The organism is Prevotella sp. 10(H), from assembly GCF_000711235.1.
Classification (GTDB): domain Bacteria; phylum Bacteroidota; class Bacteroidia; order Bacteroidales; family Dysgonomonadaceae; genus Dysgonomonas.
Map to the genome: position 1 here is coordinate 486930 of NZ_JOMI01000001.1, position 17799 is coordinate 504728.

At 37.5% G+C, this 17799-nt stretch carries 10 protein-coding genes; 6 read left to right on the forward strand and 4 right to left on the reverse strand.

Going from position 1 to position 17799, the window contains the following annotated elements:
- Positions 1 to 36: 36 nt before the first annotated feature.
- The 3 genes from K348_RS19255 to K348_RS0102200 are packed head-to-tail and all read right to left on the reverse strand — an operon-like array spanning position 37 to position 2674.
- Positions 37 to 2004 (reverse strand): hypothetical protein, encoded by a 1968-nt coding sequence (locus tag K348_RS19255; RefSeq protein ID WP_029902467.1) that lies wholly within the window; start codon positions 2002 to 2004, stop codon positions 37 to 39.
- A gap of 13 nt (positions 2005 to 2017) precedes the next feature.
- The gene (locus tag K348_RS0102195; protein ID WP_029902469.1) at positions 2018 to 2383 is read right to left on the reverse strand and encodes a hypothetical protein; all 366 of its coding nucleotides are present in this window, start codon (positions 2381 to 2383) and stop codon (positions 2018 to 2020) included.
- 3 nt (positions 2384 to 2386) lie between these two features.
- Positions 2387 to 2674, reverse strand: coding sequence for a RyR domain-containing protein (locus tag K348_RS0102200; protein ID WP_029902470.1), 288 nt, complete (start codon positions 2672 to 2674; stop codon positions 2387 to 2389).
- Between the two features lie 494 nt (positions 2675 to 3168).
- Between K348_RS0102200 and K348_RS0102205 the strand changes: the two genes are divergently transcribed.
- The 3 genes from K348_RS0102205 (at position 3169) to K348_RS0102215 (ending at position 8910) form a co-directional block, all read left to right on the forward strand.
- Entirely contained in the window at positions 3169 to 5862 is a 2694-nt protein-coding gene (locus tag K348_RS0102205) for a tetratricopeptide repeat protein (RefSeq protein WP_029902472.1), read from the forward strand.
- A complete protein-coding gene (locus K348_RS0102210; protein ID WP_029902474.1) occupies positions 5844 to 8555 on the forward strand; it encodes a toll/interleukin-1 receptor domain-containing protein in 2712 nt (903 codons plus the stop codon). Before K348_RS0102205 ends, K348_RS0102210 begins: the two co-directional genes overlap by 19 nt.
- A 61-nt stretch (positions 8556 to 8616) precedes the next feature.
- Entirely contained in the window at positions 8617 to 8910 is a 294-nt protein-coding gene (locus K348_RS0102215; protein WP_029902476.1) for a DUF1330 domain-containing protein, read from the forward strand.
- A gap of 16 nt (positions 8911 to 8926) precedes the next feature.
- On the opposite strand, the gene K348_RS0102220 is transcribed toward K348_RS0102215, so the two are convergent.
- Positions 8927 to 9925, reverse strand: a complete 999-nt coding sequence (locus K348_RS0102220; protein WP_029902478.1) for a DUF4852 domain-containing protein — start codon at positions 9923 to 9925, stop codon at positions 8927 to 8929.
- Positions 9926 to 10121: 196 nt separating this feature from the next.
- Here K348_RS0102220 and K348_RS0102225 point away from each other — a divergent pair, with 196 nt between their 5' ends.
- The 3 genes from K348_RS0102225 (at position 10122) to K348_RS0102235 (ending at position 17775) form a co-directional block, all read left to right on the forward strand.
- The gene (locus K348_RS0102225) at positions 10122 to 12536 is read left to right on the forward strand and encodes a glycoside hydrolase N-terminal domain-containing protein (protein WP_156032725.1); all 2415 of its coding nucleotides are present in this window, start codon (positions 10122 to 10124) and stop codon (positions 12534 to 12536) included.
- Between the two features lie 324 nt (positions 12537 to 12860).
- Entirely contained in the window at positions 12861 to 13691 is an 831-nt protein-coding gene (locus K348_RS0102230; RefSeq protein ID WP_156032727.1) for a hypothetical protein, read from the forward strand.
- 181 nt (positions 13692 to 13872) lie between these two features.
- Positions 13873 to 17775, forward strand: a complete 3903-nt coding sequence (locus K348_RS0102235) for a two-component regulator propeller domain-containing protein (RefSeq protein ID WP_029902483.1) — start codon at positions 13873 to 13875, stop codon at positions 17773 to 17775.
- Positions 17776 to 17799 lie beyond the last annotated feature (24 nt).

The window sequence follows — 17799 nt, forward strand, 5'->3', positions numbered from 1 at the left end:
TGTCTCTTATGTGGCGCTATGGGTTTTCTCTGTTTTTTAATGACCATTCGCTTTTTTGCTATTTAATATTAAAGGTATGCATGCGGATATGCAAATATCATATTCTCCGGAATTTCTGCCTGTCGAATCGGTTCGTAAATCATCAAATGGTCTTATATCATAATGAACATAACGATTCTTTTTATAGGTATCTTTCAGAGTAGGATTAGCTTCTATTTCTTTTTCTTCTTCCTCGGTTACAGCTCTAAACCCGATTAATAGTTTTTCGACATTCCATCGATTATGTTCGATATCTGCCAATATCAATATTTCGTCATGTGATAATTCACGGATATGCTCAGAATCATTTATACCTATCGATCTTAATTTTGAAACAATAGAATTTGCATTGTAGATGTTTGACCATTTGTTTGCTACCGAAAGCTTTTCCCAACCTTCTTTCAATTCGGAAGAAGCAGGAAAAGATATTGGATTTAAAGAGTATTGATAGTAATAATCGTAAATATAATTTACCTTTTGAGCTTTTTCTATATTGATCGTGTGCAAATCAAAGCAACTATTTAGCATTCCGAATGGTTTTAGATTCTTATACTTTCTTGATTGAGATACCATTTCTAATATCGCAGAAGATGATTCTTGGCGTATCAGTACCGGTATATTATTATCATAAATTTCATTCGGAAGATATAAACCTGCTGCCATACTTTGATTAGTACAACTAAAACACATAGCTATTGTCAATAGACTATTCTTCTCTAAAGCCCATGATTTAAACATTCCTTGTATTTGGGGAGATTCGATATTACCTTTTACAAAATCCCATTCGATATCAATAAAATCAGAGGTTGATCTGCGTGGATTCAGAGTTGTGCTGACGTCCGGCAAAGTTGCATCTGTAAAATGAGATACAGACAGATCAAATAGATTACGGAATCGACCGGTAAAGAAAAACATTTCTTGTTCAGCATTAGAATCTATAAATGTGATTTTTGTTTTTTTACCTTTGGCATTGTAGTTAGGAAAATGGGCTAAATGTGCAGCCTCGAGAGCTAAAGCAATCCCCATTTTATTCATTCCAACGATAACAAGATGGACTGATTTTTCTGAGTCTTTGGATATTGCTACCCTATCTAAGGGTTGGTAATCAATATGTTTATTTCCATTGAAACAATCCTTGGACAGATCGGGTAAAAATACCTTTTGAGCCCATGTCTCATAAAAATTGAAAGGCCTAAAATCTATTACTGAACTGATTTCTTTCTGGATATCTGCTATTTGAAATGCAGAGAAAGTTGTTTGATATTCAAATAATACGTTACATATCAATTGGGAGTCCGATTTGATTTTTCTTATTGCTGCAATATGACGCATGCAATCAATATTCAATGAATCACAATCCTTTTCATCATCTTCACCTAATATGAATACTTCTTTTGCTTTCTGTACTTTAATATTTTTTAAATCCTCCGGTGAATCTCGCCTTCCGTATATTACGGTTATTCTTTTCTCTTCTTTAGGTGTTAATTCGGCATGCAGCTTTAGCCTGATCTTATTGCTTCTAACTGTCGACTGAATAACAATATCAGAATTGTTATATTTAGACTCTTTACATATCTGCTTTATCAAAGAAGGCACCATGCTGTCGAATCCGATAATGATAACATGATTGGAAAATGAATAATATATCTCTCCGTTTTTAAAAAGTTCCACTCTGCGTTCCAACATATTCGATACAACTGTTACTAATACGCCGGTTAGCAAAAACATACCCGCCAATACAACAACCAGTGCCAGCCAACCGGGAATTCCCGAAGTAATTCTGTTCTGAAATGCTCCGGGATCAATGAACATCTCTAAAATAGAGGTGTGCTTGTCCGGATGAGTTATTAATAAAATTATTCCAAAGACAAAAAGTACAAAAGCGGCCAACCAAATAAGCTGTTTCCACCATGAACCGGAAAAAGACCTGTCAAATGAAAGTTTTATTGTTTTCCACAGTTTCATAATAGTTATTGTGTTATTTTTCGGAAAAAGTATCTTTTTCTAAACGTATTTTCCTAGCTATTTCTCTGTCTTTTAATTCATCTAGCTTTTCTTCTAATTTCATTTTGCGTTTCTGCTCATTGTCCCGGTTTTCTTCTTTTGCCTGATCTTCTTTTATTTTTCGAGCCAAATCATTGTTTTTCCGAAGCTCTTCTTTTTCAAATTTATAATTACTAAATATGAAAATAATATTAACAATGAATATCAATAAAAATACAGAATGGATAGTCCAATGTTTTTCAGTATAAATGTCCGGTGCAAAAACCACAGCATATATTATCCATATAATAGCTAACACGAAACAAATGGCATTCGGTATATTTTTTAATTTATTATTCATCTTTCATTTCTTTATTATTTCAAATCCAAGTTTATATATCAATTTGAGAGAAGCCAGAGCTGTTGCCCTGTCGTACAGTTTTTCATTTTCGTCTAATTCTTCATATGGAACAAGACATGGATGCAGTTTTAAAGAGTCGTCCCGCTTTAAACCGTATTGCCATCCATCATTAATTCTATTTGCAGACCATACCTCGTGAACATTTTCGGCAATTTGTTCCAAAAGGTTCTCCAGTTCATGTGGAAGTTCTATATCATCTAGTGAAATAGGCTGTGGAATATATTTTTTCATCATTCTTGAAATATTAATAGTACATCTAATATTTATTTCTGTTGGCTTTTATTATATCTAATTTCGAGGTTATTGTATCCAGAATCAAAATTTTAGTATTGTACCACCTTTCATCATCTTTTACAAAACTTAGAATTAAGGATTTTTCATCCGGAAGATCAAATTAATAATGCATCATGGCAAAATTCTTCAGATAATAAGGTAACAGTATTTGTTATTCACATGTTGTTAAATTTCACAAATATAATAAACATTTTAAGATTTAGATTTAAAGAATTAATGATATCTTTGGTGTGCTGATGTTTTATCATGAATAGATATTGATAAGTCCGCCGCTATGCAAGCAAAGTATGGACTGATAACCTTATATCTAATAGTTAATAATATGGAGAACCACTCTGAGCGGATCTCATATTTCTTTAAAATAGAAAAACAAAAAATAGTCTGAATAACAAGATTGGGCGGATAATAAATTATATAATATATTCAGGGATATGGAAACAATAAGGAAATATGTTATTTCTATATGCTATAGTTCGGCAGATAATATTTGGTTGTCCGAAAATAATTCTATAGATACCCCCTACTCATTTGTAAGTAAGTTAAAAAAGAAGTTGAATGATATCTTTGATTTCTTTGAGGTCCCATTGTGTGAAAACGATCAAGATCTACGCTTCGATGATAAAAAAATAATTGAAAACACCGATATTGCATTGTTATTGATTACCGACAGTTTTTCTGATCCTTACATTTCAAAGGTCTTTTTACCATTTTTGAATAAGGAAAAAAATGAAAATAATATATCAATATTCCCTATATTGGCATCGAGTCTGTCCGAACCAACCATTAATAAACTTCAGAATCTATTTTCGACATACAATGTTTTACCGGATAATGTCCACGATTTGGAATCTATATATGCATCTGACCATAAAAGGGGAGAGGCTGTAGCAATAGATATCATAAACAATCTTTTCAGAAAAGGAAAGAACATGAGAATAGAAACGGATCTGTATTCGGAAATAAAGCAAAAAAGAAGTATAAGTTTGGCTACAAAATATATAGACGATTACAAAGATAAAGGTATATATATAAATGATGTTAACAAATTGCTGAAAAGCATGCTAGCCTTGCAAAAAGAGGATGATGACTACAACAGGGCAGTAAAAGACAACACAAAAGTGGCTTTAAAAGCATTCATGATAAAATACCCTAAGAGTAAATATCGCCTTCAAATTTTAACAATATTGGAACGTTTGGATGAAGAATATAATAATGAAGCTAAAACGGAATTTGAAAAACTGGACAAAAATGATATAATATGCCTAAGAGCGTTCCTTGAAGAATATCCTAATATACCTCAAAGCAAAAAGGTAAAAGAGTATATAGCCAATCTTGAAAAAGATGCATACCAAGTATTTAAGGAATCCGATAATATCACTCTAGTAATGGAGTGCGCCAAGGCTCTCAATTTTACGAAATACAAAGACAAAGTACAAGACAAAATAAAAAGACTGGACAGGAAAGCATACAATAAAGCTTTGAAGAAAGGAACGGTAGAGGCGTTTAAGGAATATCTCACGCTATGTCCCGAAGGGGAATATACCGAAATCGCAAAGAAAAAAATACGTTCGGTAAAGAAGATGAATAAGTTTAAAAAGAACTGGAAAAAAGTATCACTCATATTTATAGTGTCAGTAGCACTGATCTCCTATCCCTTTTACAAGTGGATTTTGATAGAATCTTATTCGTTGCATTGTTATGTTACCGGCATTCACGAACAAATACCCTTCGAACTGGAGTATGAAAAATTGGATAAGATAGATTATTATGATGCACCTATCTACTCCTATGTTAACTACAAAATATGCAAGGATGTTTCACATGAAGACACACTTGTATGGAACGGTATCCGGTATACAGAGAGCGGCATGATTGAAAAAGCCAGAGAGGCATTCGAAAAAGCAACTTATAGTCCTTCGGCTATGTATAACCTAGCCGTGCTGTATTTGTATCACAGTATCAGAAATGATGATAAAGGCAATAAATATATGAAACTGGCTACTGCAATGGGACATCCCATAGCAGAATTTCACGAACTATTAAAACCGTATAAAGAACTTTCAAATACGGTACTGCCTCCCCGCACTGAGTTAATGAAAATTAAAGACCGCCTGCATCAAATCGCAGATAAGGGCTATAAACAAGCCAACTTATCGCTAGGAAATATATATTTCAGGCTGGGTGACGAGAAAAACGCAATTGAAAATTATCGGATAGCTGCCCCTGAAGGTTACGCGGCTGCGATCAAGAACTTAATAAAGATTTACAATAAAAATAAGCAGCTTGAAACGGCATATTCTTTTACCGAAGATATGTTTAATCTAAATAATCATAATTATGAACTAAATTTTGTAAAAGACCTGTATATAGCATATACTTACCATGGCATAGGTTGCAAAGAAGATAAAGAAAAGGCCTTTTCCGTATTAAAAGATATTTGTGATAAAGATATTTCTTTCAACAATAAAACCAAGCAACTGAGTCTGGCCAAGATGTATTATAATGGCTATGGAACAGCTATGGATAAAGAGGCTGCTTTCAAAATACTATATGCAATCTATTACGATAAGGATGGTAATCTGCTTACTAATTTAGGATCGGCTTTCGACCCCGATTTATACCATTTGGCTCAACTATTTTTCTTAAGCGACTTCTCAACCGACTATGCCAAAGCGATTGAGTGTTATGATTTATTTATACAAAAGACATCTGATAAAGAACTTAAAAAAGATGCTCTATACGCACTGGGGCGGCTTCATACTTTCACCGCATACGGGCATCGCGACATGCACAAAGCCCGTACATACTATGATCAGGGGGCGCATCTGGATGATAAAAGGGCACACAATGCTCTGGGTGTTTTGTATTCACAGAGAAAAGCTCTGAACGATCCGGAGAAGTCTGCTTATCATTTTCAACAGGTAATAAATGATGATAAGACTGTAAACGCCAATGCTACTACGAATGCTTATTATAATTTAGGAAGGCTCTATTATTATGGGATGAACGGTTATCCGAGAAAACCGGATTTAGCTAAAGAATATTTACAAAAAGCATTAGAACGCGGTTGCGAAAATGCCAAACCAATATTATCTGATAAACGGCTATGGATAGAATTGAGGTGAAAGTTAAGATATTTGTAAGTTATTGTCATCGCGACCGAAGATGGGTTTCTTCAGATAGTACTGTAAAACTAAAGAATGACCCTAATTCGGAGAGGAGTCTTATCGAACATATAAACCGGTACATATCTCAGAAAGCTGAAATATGGGTCGACCATAATCTGATCGGGGGTGATGATTTCACCCCAATAATAAAGCAAAAAATAACAGACGCACAAATCGTAATACTTATTATTACTGAGGATTTCAGTTTTAGCAATTATATACTTAATGAAGAATTACCATATATTGAGAATAGATATAAAAATAAAAAGACAGAGGTAATTCCTTTACTGGTTTCCCCCCTCTCTAACAACGCCCGGGAAGAATTGACCAAATTATTAAAAGGTCACAAAACCCTCATCAATGAAACCGATGACTTGGATACCCTGTTTCACGAAAGCAAATACCGATATGATAAAGCGTTAAATGATATAGTTGATAAAATCTCAGCCATCGTAGAAAAATGCCATAAAGAAAAAACAATATACGAGTTAGCCAAAAGGGATACAAGAAATATGGAAGCCTGCGATCAATATCTTGCAGAATATCCTGAAGGAAGATTCGTAGAAGAAATACAGCAATTAAAAAAGGAAATAGTAAAATCTATCCATGACGAAAAACTTTTCCGGGAAGTAATAGCAACCGAGTCTATAGACAACTATGAAGAATTTTTAAAGCATCAGCAAGACAGCAAATATTATGCACTGGTGAAAAAAGTCTATCTCGGGCTAAAAGACAAGCTAAAGGAAGAAGAGGAATCGGATTTCCATACTTTGGAAGATAATAATCCCCGTATGTTTTATGATTTTATTGTAAAATACCCAGATAGCAAATATAAGGAAGATGTTTCGAAAAGAATAAAGTACATTGAAAAACAAGAGTATAAAAATTTGCCTAAAAAACCGACATTAGAATTACTCGAAGAGTTTTTAGAACGACATCCTACAGGCAATTATGTGAACGATATCCAAGGAAGAATAGATCGCATACACGACTTTAATAACAGAAAAGATGATGCCAATTTCCGTTACGCATGTAATAAAAATACCATTGAAGCATACGATGATTATATATATGAAGGAGGGAAATGGGTAGAACAAGCCGAAAAAGCCAAGAACAAGCTTATAAAAGAGGAAACAACACTGTACAAAGTAAAACATTTTCTCTATAGAGGCAGATATATTCTTATTATCGCCCTGGCCGTATTATTACCGATTATCGGATATCAAATATATGAAGCCAATAAAACGCTGCCGCTGGACAATGGTGCCGATATCAATTATTCGGAATATAAAATGAGTCATGAATTAAATCCCGATAGATGGAATTCTAATTTAGTGAATGGTACAGAGGGCTTAAATATTCAAAATAATTTCAATTATATTGAATCGGAGACTGATACAGTTATGAACAAAGCAATACAATTATGTAAGAGTTCATATGTAAAAGATATAGATACCGGAAAAAAATTATTATATGATGCTGCTCTTAATGATCCTTTGGCTATGTATAATATGGCCATTTTCGAGCATAAAAATAAAGGAGATTGTATGACGTGGCTAGAAAAAGCAGCCGGTAAAGGATTTGCTGAAGCTCAATATCTGAAAGTTATTTACCCGTTACGGAATAATTTATATTTGAGAAATTTAACAACAAATGAGATAGGGCAAATAATCAGAAATCTGGAAATACCTTCATCTAATGGTCATGGAGAAGCAACATATATCATTGCCAAACTATACAGCCAACTGGGTAATAAAGATAAAATGCTTGAAAAATATCACCTTGGCGTTGAACAAACCTCTACCAAATCAATAATTAATCTCGTTCATTACTATGATCAAAAGAAAGACTATTCAACAACATTCAAAATATTATCAGACGTTGTAAGCAAACATCCTTCTATCGATGATCCGAAAATTAGAATTATATTAGCCAAATCTTACTTTCTGGGATATGGTTGTAAAAAAGATACATTGGAGGCTTACCGGATTATAAACAAAGGTTATGATCTTAACGGTAGCAGTTCATTGTCTGATATTCAGGCAGCCATGAGGTATAATGGTGAAGGTTGTCAGTCAGATGCTAAAACAGCTTTCGATCTGCTCTACTCCAGATCTGCAAACCGAAGGCACAGTATAAATGTAGATGATGTTTTTCACCTCGGATTAATGTATTATAACGGAAAAGGTACTACTCAAAACATGGATAGCGCCATATCGTGTTTTAATAGGATTGTGACTAAAGAGAAATCATATAGCCACCAATTAGAAATGTTCTACGTATCTCATTTTATGTTAGGTAAGCTATATATGAATATAGATCAGGCGAAAAGTCTTCATCACCTCGAAGAAGCCGCAACATACGGGGATAATAAAAATGCATGGAATCTGCTGGGTTGTATGTATTTACAAGGTTCGAATGGTGTAAAAAAAGATACGAAACGCGGTATGGATTATTTGAGAAAAGCTATAGAAAAGAAATCCGATAATGATTATTTTTCGGTAGAAGCCCTTTTCAATATAGGTTTGATATACTATTACGGAGGTTATGGTGTAAAAAAAGATAAAGTAATGGGGGAAGATTATTTAAGGCGGGCAGCTAAGCACCGGCATTCGAAGGCTCAAAAAACAATCAAGGAAATGTATAGCTGATCTTAAGGCTATATTACAGATTTATAACCGTTAGCAGCCGAAAGAATTCATCCTTATAATCATGGCGGCATTTTTTATAGTCAACATTCAAATACCGGATAAAACTGACCGTGACAATTATGACGAATATATTGCACGGGTTAAACCGATTGTCGAAAGTTACGGGGGCAGGTACATTGTCCGCAGCGAACACATATTGCTTTTTGCAGGTGACGGGAAGCCCGATAGAGTAATCATCATTGAATTCGACGACAGGCAACAACTCGACAACTGCTTTGCCTCGTTGGAGTATGCCTCAGTAAAAGGATTGCGGGAAAACAATGTTAAGACTGAAGCCTACATCGTAGAACAGTAAAACGCCTCCTGTGAATCTATTTCTTACTCCCTATAAAATTGTATTCGCAATGAGGATAATTATATACTTCTATTCCTGCCAGCTCGGCTCCCATTAGTGTTTTCTTTAATATATCCTTTATAAAATCTGGTAGATACTTTCTGCTTTTTATTTCCATTTGCTTATCTATCAACCTGAAGTAATACCGACCGTATCCGCGATTATCGATAATGGAACTTCTTCCCTGTCTGAGTTTATTGATTTTTTTACCGTCTTCGGGAGAGACAGGTATAAGGGAATAGGCATCAAAATTTAAGACAAGAAAGCTGTAATCGCCGTATTTTATATAATCCTGCTCTACAACATCTATAAGATGTAATTGATAACCATTTCTGTCGAAATCGTATTTTACAATATCCACATTTTTATCGAAATAATAAACAGATGAAAAATCAAAATTATTTATTGCATCATGCAGCATCTTTGAATATTCGGGCTTAACAGAATTAAATTCAAATTCATCCGTCCTGCATTTTTTTCCTAGTTCCTTATCTCTGGCAACAATATATGAAAGTAAAACTTCATCGGTCACTTCTAATTTATTCACACGTAAACAAAAGGCCATCATTAAATCATCGCTCAGATGTTTTGCATCAGGATATAAGCGTTTTGCCGGATAGACAATAATCTCTCCATCCTGTATTGCAGGATTTATTTCTACATATAATACTTTATTAGTCGACAGTTCGCGCGTCTGTACGGTGATAACTTTGTGCACATCATCGGAAATTTTTATATCGGTTACCTGCAGTTTGGAATAACTGATATCGTTTTCATAACCGAAAAATTGATCTTTTATATCGGGGCGCATCGTCCTGATATAGATATATTTGTTGTAATTGGCTCTGTATCCGGCCTGAATAATATCTCCGTTCTTTAATATACGCCCATCAAATAACTCCACAGAATTAAGCTGCGGGAATAGGGATGATGCAAACACTGTTAGCAAAAACAGAATAGTTGTAAATCGTTTCATGTAGTGTAGTTTGTAGTTAAGTTTTAACAAATTTAATAAAAAAGACCACATCCGGTGAATATACGATTACTTTTACTGATAAAAATGTAAATATATAGATTTGTCCTATATTTTGGAAGATTCTTCATATCCATGTTAAAACAGAACGAAGTATCTTTGCTATCTTGAGTAAAAATCGACTAAAGAGAAAGTATTAATGAAAAACATAATCGAGTATTTATTATTTGCCCTAGTGATAATACTACCTTATTCGTGCAACACCGATCCGATAAATCAAGACCAAAAAGACAGCGTTAATAAACTTTGGTATTCGCAACCGGCAAAAGAGTGGATGGAATCGCTGCCCTTAGGAAACGGACGTATGGGAATTACCGCTTTCGGAGGTGTGGAGGACGAAATGATTACCCTCAACGAAATTACATTGTGGGCCGGGCAATACAATGAGAATATGCACCGGAAGGCCGGAAAGAAAGTGGTAGACGAAATACGTCAGGCTTTTTTTGACGGAAACTACAAGAAGGGAAACGATATGGCCACTGAACACCTTGCAGGTAACGGCGAACTATTCGGATCTCACGTTCCGCTGGGTAATCTGATAATAAAACAGAAATACGCTTCCGGTGAAGTATCAGACTATAAGAGAGAATTGAACCTGTATAATTCGATACATACCACTTCATTCAAAAAAGGAGATATAAATTATACAAGGGAATATTTTTGCAGCAACCCGGACGATATCTTCATTGCACTCTTTTCTGCCGATAAATCCAATAGCATCAACTTCTCCCTTTCATTCGATATGTACCGCGATGCCGCTTTCGTGCCCACTCAGGATGGCATTGAATTTTCCGGTCAGGTATCGTTCCGTGGGCTTTCCGGTGTACATTTTCAGGGAAATCTGGGGCTTAAACTGGAGGGCGGAGCTATTGAGATAAATGATAAGACTTTAGAAATCAAAGACGCTACAAAGGTTCTACTTGCATTTGATATACGCACCGATTATAGTAATGACCAATATCAATCGGATACCCGAAATACTGTAAAAAAGGCCTTAAACCAAGAGTACAACACTCTAAAGGAGAGGCATATTGCCGATTATCAGAACCTATACAACAGGGCAGAACTTTATTTGGGAGACAGCCCCCACTACCAACTTCCGACAGATGAAAGGTGGAAGAAAGTAAAAGAGGGCAATAACGATATCGGAATAGATGCTTTATTTTTTAATTATGCCCGCTACCTGATTATTGCGGCTTCACGCGAGAATTCTCCCCTACCCGCCAATTTGCAGGGAATCTGGAATGACAATCTTGCCAATAATATGGGTTGGGCAAACGATTATCACCTCGATATCAATACCCAGCAAAACTATTGGCTGACAAACGTCGGCAACTTACAGGAACTGAACGCTCCCCTGTTCCGGTATATAGAACATTTAGCCGAACACGGGGCTAAAACAGCGAACGATGTATACGGCGCCAATGGGTGGACTGCTCATACCATTGCTAACGTATGGGGATATACAGCATGCGGCGGAGGTGTGAACTGGGGTCTGTTTCCATTGGCGAGTTCTTGGATAGCGACACATCTGTGGACTCAATATGAATATACCCAAGACAAAGAATTTCTTCGCAAACAGGCTTATCCCTTATTAAAATCGAATGCAGAATTCTTACTCGATTATATGGTAAAACATCCCCAATCGGGCTATTTGGTAGCTGGACCGAGTACATCGCCCGAAAACTCGTTTTTATATAAAGGGGATAATCTCTCGGTTTCGATGGGAACCACTGCCGACCGTCAATTAGCATACGAAATTTTTACAGCCTGCATCAAGGCTGCTGAAATACTGGATACTGACAGCGACTTCCGAAAAGAACTGGAAGATGCAAGGGCATCTCTGTCACCGATGCTTGTAGGCAAGAACGGCGGACTGCAGGAATGGTACGAAGATTTGGAAGAGGCACAGCCTAATCATCGCCATACGACACATCTTTTGGGCTTTTACCCCTTCAATCAGATTTCGTATGATAAGACACCCGAGTTAGTCGAAGCCGTAAAGAAAACAATAGATTTGAGGCTCAACGCCAAAGATTGGGAAGATGTAGAGTGGAGCCGTGCTAATATGATTTGCATGTATGCCCGTTTGCTCGATGCTGAAAAGGCATATGAAAGCGTGGTAGGCCTGCAACGGGAATTTACCCGCGAAAATCTGCTGACTATTTCTCCCGAAGGAATTGCCGGAGCGCCTTATGACCTGTTTATCTTCGATGGAAATGAAGCAGGTGCCGCCGGTATTGCCGAAATGCTGTTACAGTCCCAAAATGGCTATATCGAATTCCTGCCCGCACTGCCCGCGCAATGGCATACAGGCTACTTCAAAGGACTGTGTGTAAAAGGCGGAGCCCACGTCGACCTGAATTGGAAAGACGGGAAAATCCGCAGTGCAACAATCACGGCAACGGCAAACAACACATTTAATATTAAGACAGGCAGCCAGAAAGAAAAATATAAACTGAATAAACAATCGATAAATCCGGATATTAAAGATAAAATCGTCAATATTCCTATGTCTGCGGGAGACGTCCTCGAAATAATCTATACAGATTGAGCCGGATAATCACCTGATAAAAAACATACTATTGACTATCAATATGATAGTTGACAAAATCCCTTTTTGATGAGTTGAGAAAGATAATTTTCATCTATCCCGACTCATCAAAAAGCATATTTACGTTAAAAAAACAAGTTGCTGAAACTTGCTTCCGATACCGTCTACAGGGCATATAACACAGCTTATTATTCTTTTTTCACTTTGCGTAAAAATAAATAAAAAAATTATTGATTTTTCCAAAACAATCAAAATCGCCGTTTGTTATTTAGCTGTATGTATGCATATCATTTTGTTTGTTATATTACTTTTAAACTTACGGTTATGAAAAAGAAAATTAAATACTTGTCAATGTTGGCATTCTTAGCGGTGTTTGCCATTTCCTGTTCGGATACGGAAGAGGCGGCAGAACCTGAAAAAACGCTCAAAGCTGCCGATTCTCCTTTGTTGGTTGCCACTCCCGAAGAACTTTATTTTGATATTGCAGTAGGCAACAGCCTCGAAAAAAATGTGAATATAAAAAATGCAGGTTTATCCTCACTATCGGCTCTTACCAATTTTACGGTTATCGTACAGGGAGCTGATGCCGACCAGTTTGTTGCAGAAGAACCCAACCTTAATCTGGCTCAGTTATTACAAGCTCTTCTAGGCAACGGAATCAACATTCCGGTATCTTATTTCCCTACAGAAAGCGGCCCTCACGAAGCTGAATTACTTGTTACAGCCACTTTGTTAGGTGTGGTAGCACCCGTGCAGAAAACTATTCCGCTGCATGGTACGACAACAGCGCTTCCCGGCCCTGTTGTAGTTAGTACCGTACCTGCCAACGGAGGAAGTACAACGTTCGACAGCAGAGTACCAAATGTGGTAGGAACTCCTAAAGGCCAATATCACATAGATATTGTTTTTAATCAGAATATTACTACTACCGGTGATTTAGACGTTGAATATCTGAATACTACCGGAGCAGAAATACAGACTATTCAGGTAGTTAATAACAATACGCTGCGGATTACTGTATGGGAAGAAAGCCTGAGTGCCAGTGTACCTCACTATCTTGTCATACGCGGAGGTTCAGTCAGAGGTACCAATAATGTCGTTAACCAGAACGATATCAACCTTACCTACAGTGTTACCGGCGGTATTCCAAATTGATTTTTCCAATTTTTATTTAATGTCTTAGTCTAAATGAATGAGAAGAGGGTGTATTTTTATGCACCCTCTTTTTTATGTTAATCAGGCTGTACCGGAGGTTTCTAAAAGCATTTTAACAGGATAAAGAGAATCGATGATGTAAAAAATGCTATATTTGTAACAATCTGATATCGGCCGAAAAATGCAAAAGTGCTTCTTCCATATATTATTTGTTCTTCTGTTCAGTTCTTCCCTCTGGTGCCAAAACAGGAATTATCAGACATTCAAAAATATAATTCCCAATTCGGAAGCATCTACCGTGCACTGCTTTGCACAGGACACACAGGGTTTGATATGGATAGGTACCAACAAAGGGCTGTTCTCTTACGACGGATATTCTACACAGCAGCATTTTACATTCGGCGACAGCACAAATACACTGATATACTCTATCCTGATATACGACAGCAGCTACCTGCTTCTGGGCACAGATAACGGCTTGCTTATATACAATTACCAGACTGACCAATATGAACAGTTTCCTGCCGATTTCCCTCCCGATATAAGGGCTTTAGCGGTACATGACAACGACCTTTGGATAGGTTCGATCAGAGGCTTATACAGATACTCACTGCAGAAAAAACAAATAGAACAAATCAACAGGGGGCTTCCGCACAATACGATATACTCGCTTCTGCAGGCATCCGACAATAACTTATACATCGGCACATACAACGGTTTCTGCAGATACATTTCCGAAACCGGAAAGTTCGAGATTATCAACTTACCGTCGGATACAAGAAGAAACAACCAGTTTATTAATTCCCTGCTGGAAGATAATAACAATAATATCTGGATAGGAACCGAAGGCGCACTCTTTAAATACAGCTTAAAGGACAAAAGCATAGAAGACATCCCTCATTTCCACAACAATTCGATAAAATCGCTTGCACTCGACGAAGATAATAACCTGATACTGGCTACCGACAACGGGCTGTATACCTATAACAATTCTAATAAAGGCATACAGCATTATGTCCACGATTCGCGCAACAGTAAATCCCTAAGCAATAATATCATATGGGGTGCATTCGCCGATAAAGAAAAGAATATCTGGCTGGGTACCGATTACGGCATTTCCCTGTCGTGCAACAACCGTACTTTCCAGTCGGTACCAATTTCTGAGATTACAGGCATTGGCGACGGCAACCGTTTCCATTCCATATTTAAGGATTCACGCGGCAATTTCTGGTTTGGAGGTACAAACGGGCTTATCGTATCGCCTTCGCCCACAAACAATACGGATGCTACTATCTGGTACCGGATGGGCGACAAAAAATATCCGATATCGCACAACCGCATCCGAAACATCTATGAAGATAAAGATCACAACCTGTGGGTGGCTACCGACGGCAGCATCAACAGATACGACTACCAAAAGAAGCAGTTCATCCACTATACGATAATAGACAGCACACAGACTCTGAACTCGAACTGGGCATATTATATATTCGAGGATGATAAAAAGCAGTTGTGGATAGCAACCTGCCTCGGAGGCATCTTCGTCGTGAATAAAGAAAACCTGTTGAAGTCTTCCGGCAACTATATTGCCGATAAGAATTATTCGACACTCAACGGATTATCGGGCGATTTTGTCAACCAGATCATACCCGATCCTCACGGCAATGTGTGGGTACTTCTATACAACAACGGTATAGACAAGATAAACACCGCAACCGGAAAAATAGAAAAATTTCCTATTGAGCACGGCACAAATAACGAAAATCCCAATTATATAATTCTCGATAATGAAGGCTTCCTGTGGGCGGGCTATCGTGGCGGACTGGTGCGGATAAATACGAAAGACAATAGTTCCGAATTCATTAAATTCGCGACTTTCAGCAATAGTGAGATACTTTCATTGAACGAAATAGACGAAAATATCTGGATTTCGACTACCGAAGGCATATGGGTACTGGATAAAAAGACTTTCGATGTGAAGAGGCTCAATGTCCCCAATCAATCATATACCTGTTCCTATTATGATAAAAGTACAAACAAAATCTATATGGGCGGCGTAGATGAATTTACACTGCTGTCGCCCGATATACAGCACGATAAACCGGATGATGCGACGCTGGTATTTACCGCCCTCTATGTCAACGATAATCTGTATGATACATCGCAAGACAAAGGAAACAGCATCCGTTATCTGGACGAAATACAACTGAATTACAAACAAAACAACCTGACTTTCGAATTCTCCGACCTCACCTACTCCGAAGAAGAAACATCCAAATTTGTATATAAACTTGAAGAATTGGATAAGGACTGGAATATACTGAATCAGGATCTTAACCGTATTTCGTATACAAATCTCGAATATGGCAAATACAGGCTGATAGTAAGCAAACTGGATTCATCAGGGAAGCCTTCCGCTATATCCCGTACCCTTGTTATAAACATTAGTCCGCCATGGTATTATACTATCTGGGCAAAATGCCTATATGGCGTTCTGGTTTTAGCACTCATCGTATGGATTATAAATTTCTTCCGCGTGAGGCACAATCTGAGGATAGAGCGTATAGAAAAGGAGAAAACCGTAGAGCTTACAAATCTGAAGATAGACTTTTTTACGAATGTATCCCATGAGTTCAAAACTCCGCTGAGCCTCATCATCGCACCTGTAAGCAAGCTTTTGCTGGAAATAAAAGACCCGCAGAAAAAACAACAGTTAGAAAACGTACAGAAAAACGCTTTGCAGCTCAATTCGCTCATACGGCAAATCCTGGAATTCAGCAGGACGGATAGTACGACAAATGCTAGCCTCCTGTTATCGCGGGTCGAATTCGTTGAATTTGCAAGAAGCCTGTTTTCCATTTACGAAGAGGGATTTAAGGACAAAAAGCTAAACTTTTCGTTTCTCACTGATCATGAAAAAATATACATCAGTATAGATGTCCTCAAAATAGAATCGGTATTGAACAACCTGCTGTCCAACGCCTGTAAATATACCGGAGAGGGCGGCAAAATTGAACTCCGCCTCAACTACAGTAAGGACGACAATACGCTGAATATTATACTTTCCGACGAAGGGATAGGAATTCCCGCAAAGGAGATACCTTATATTTTCGAACGCTATTACCAAACTTCAAAGACGACAGGCTATAAGGAAGGTACAGGAATCGGGCTCTATCTGGTAAAAACTTATACCGAACAGCACGGCGGGCAGATATATATCGATTCGGAGGAAAACAAAGGAACTACTATCACCATATCGTTGCCTGTTAAGGATGAGGCAGAAAACAATAGTGTGCAAGATGAACAGGAAGAGTATACCGTAAACAAAAACAGCCCGCTGATTCTCGTAGTAGACGATAATCCCGAAATCGCAGATTTTATAAGCCAGACACTCACTCCGAAATACAGGTGTAAAGTAGCCCACAACGGCAAAATGGCGCTGGAACTGGTAAAGATGCACAACCCCGACCTCATCGTGGCCGATGTGATGATGCCCGTAATGGACGGCTTGGAAATGAGCCGCCGCATAAGAAAAAGCCTGCCGACATCTACTATACCGATTATACTGCTCACCGCCAAAGACGACAAGAGTACGGAGATGGAAAGTATCAACCTGAATGTAGATGCATTTATATCCAAGCCGTTCAATCCGGAACTCCTCTTATCGCGCATCAGCCAGCTATTGAAGAGCAAGCAGCAGATAGAAGACAAGTTGCGGATAGAAACTATTGCTACCCCTCAGGCTATAGAGGCAACATCGCCCGACGAAAAATTCCTTTCGGAAATAATCGGGATAATCGAAAATAAGATTTCCGACCCCGACCTGAATGTAAATGCGCTGAGCACGATTTCGGGCATCGGTTCGAAACAGATATACAGGAAAATAAAACAGTTGACGGGCTTGTCACCTGTAGAATATATCCGCTCTATACGGTTGAAAAAAGCTGCCATGCTGCTTTCACAAAAGAAATTTACCGTAGCCGAAGTAATGTATATGGTCGGATTCTCGAACCATTCTTATTTCTCAAAATGTTTCCAGACAGAATTCGGAAAAACACCTCGGCAGTTTATGGATGGGGAATAATACTTGCATTTTTTATAAACTTTT

Coding starts and splice junctions, on each gene's coding strand:
- K348_RS0102220 (WP_029902478.1), bottom strand. CDS start 9,925: ATGAAACGATTTACAACTATTCTGTTTTTGCTAACAGTGTTTGCATCA.
- K348_RS0102215 (WP_029902476.1), top strand. CDS start 8,617: ATGGCGGCATTTTTTATAGTCAACATTCAAATACCGGATAAAACTGAC.
- K348_RS0102230 (WP_156032727.1), top strand. CDS start 12,861: ATGAAAAAGAAAATTAAATACTTGTCAATGTTGGCATTCTTAGCGGTG.
- K348_RS0102205 (WP_029902472.1), top strand. CDS start 3,169: ATGGAAACAATAAGGAAATATGTTATTTCTATATGCTATAGTTCGGCA.
- K348_RS0102210 (WP_029902474.1), top strand. CDS start 5,844: ATGGATAGAATTGAGGTGAAAGTTAAGATATTTGTAAGTTATTGTCAT.
- K348_RS0102195 (WP_029902469.1), bottom strand. CDS start 2,383: ATGAATAATAAATTAAAAAATATACCGAATGCCATTTGTTTCGTGTTA.
- K348_RS0102225 (WP_156032725.1), top strand. CDS start 10,122: ATGAAAAACATAATCGAGTATTTATTATTTGCCCTAGTGATAATACTA.
- K348_RS0102200 (WP_029902470.1), bottom strand. CDS start 2,674: ATGAAAAAATATATTCCACAGCCTATTTCACTAGATGATATAGAACTT.
- K348_RS0102235 (WP_029902483.1), top strand. CDS start 13,873: ATGCAAAAGTGCTTCTTCCATATATTATTTGTTCTTCTGTTCAGTTCT.
- K348_RS19255 (WP_029902467.1), bottom strand. CDS start 2,004: ATGAAACTGTGGAAAACAATAAAACTTTCATTTGACAGGTCTTTTTCC.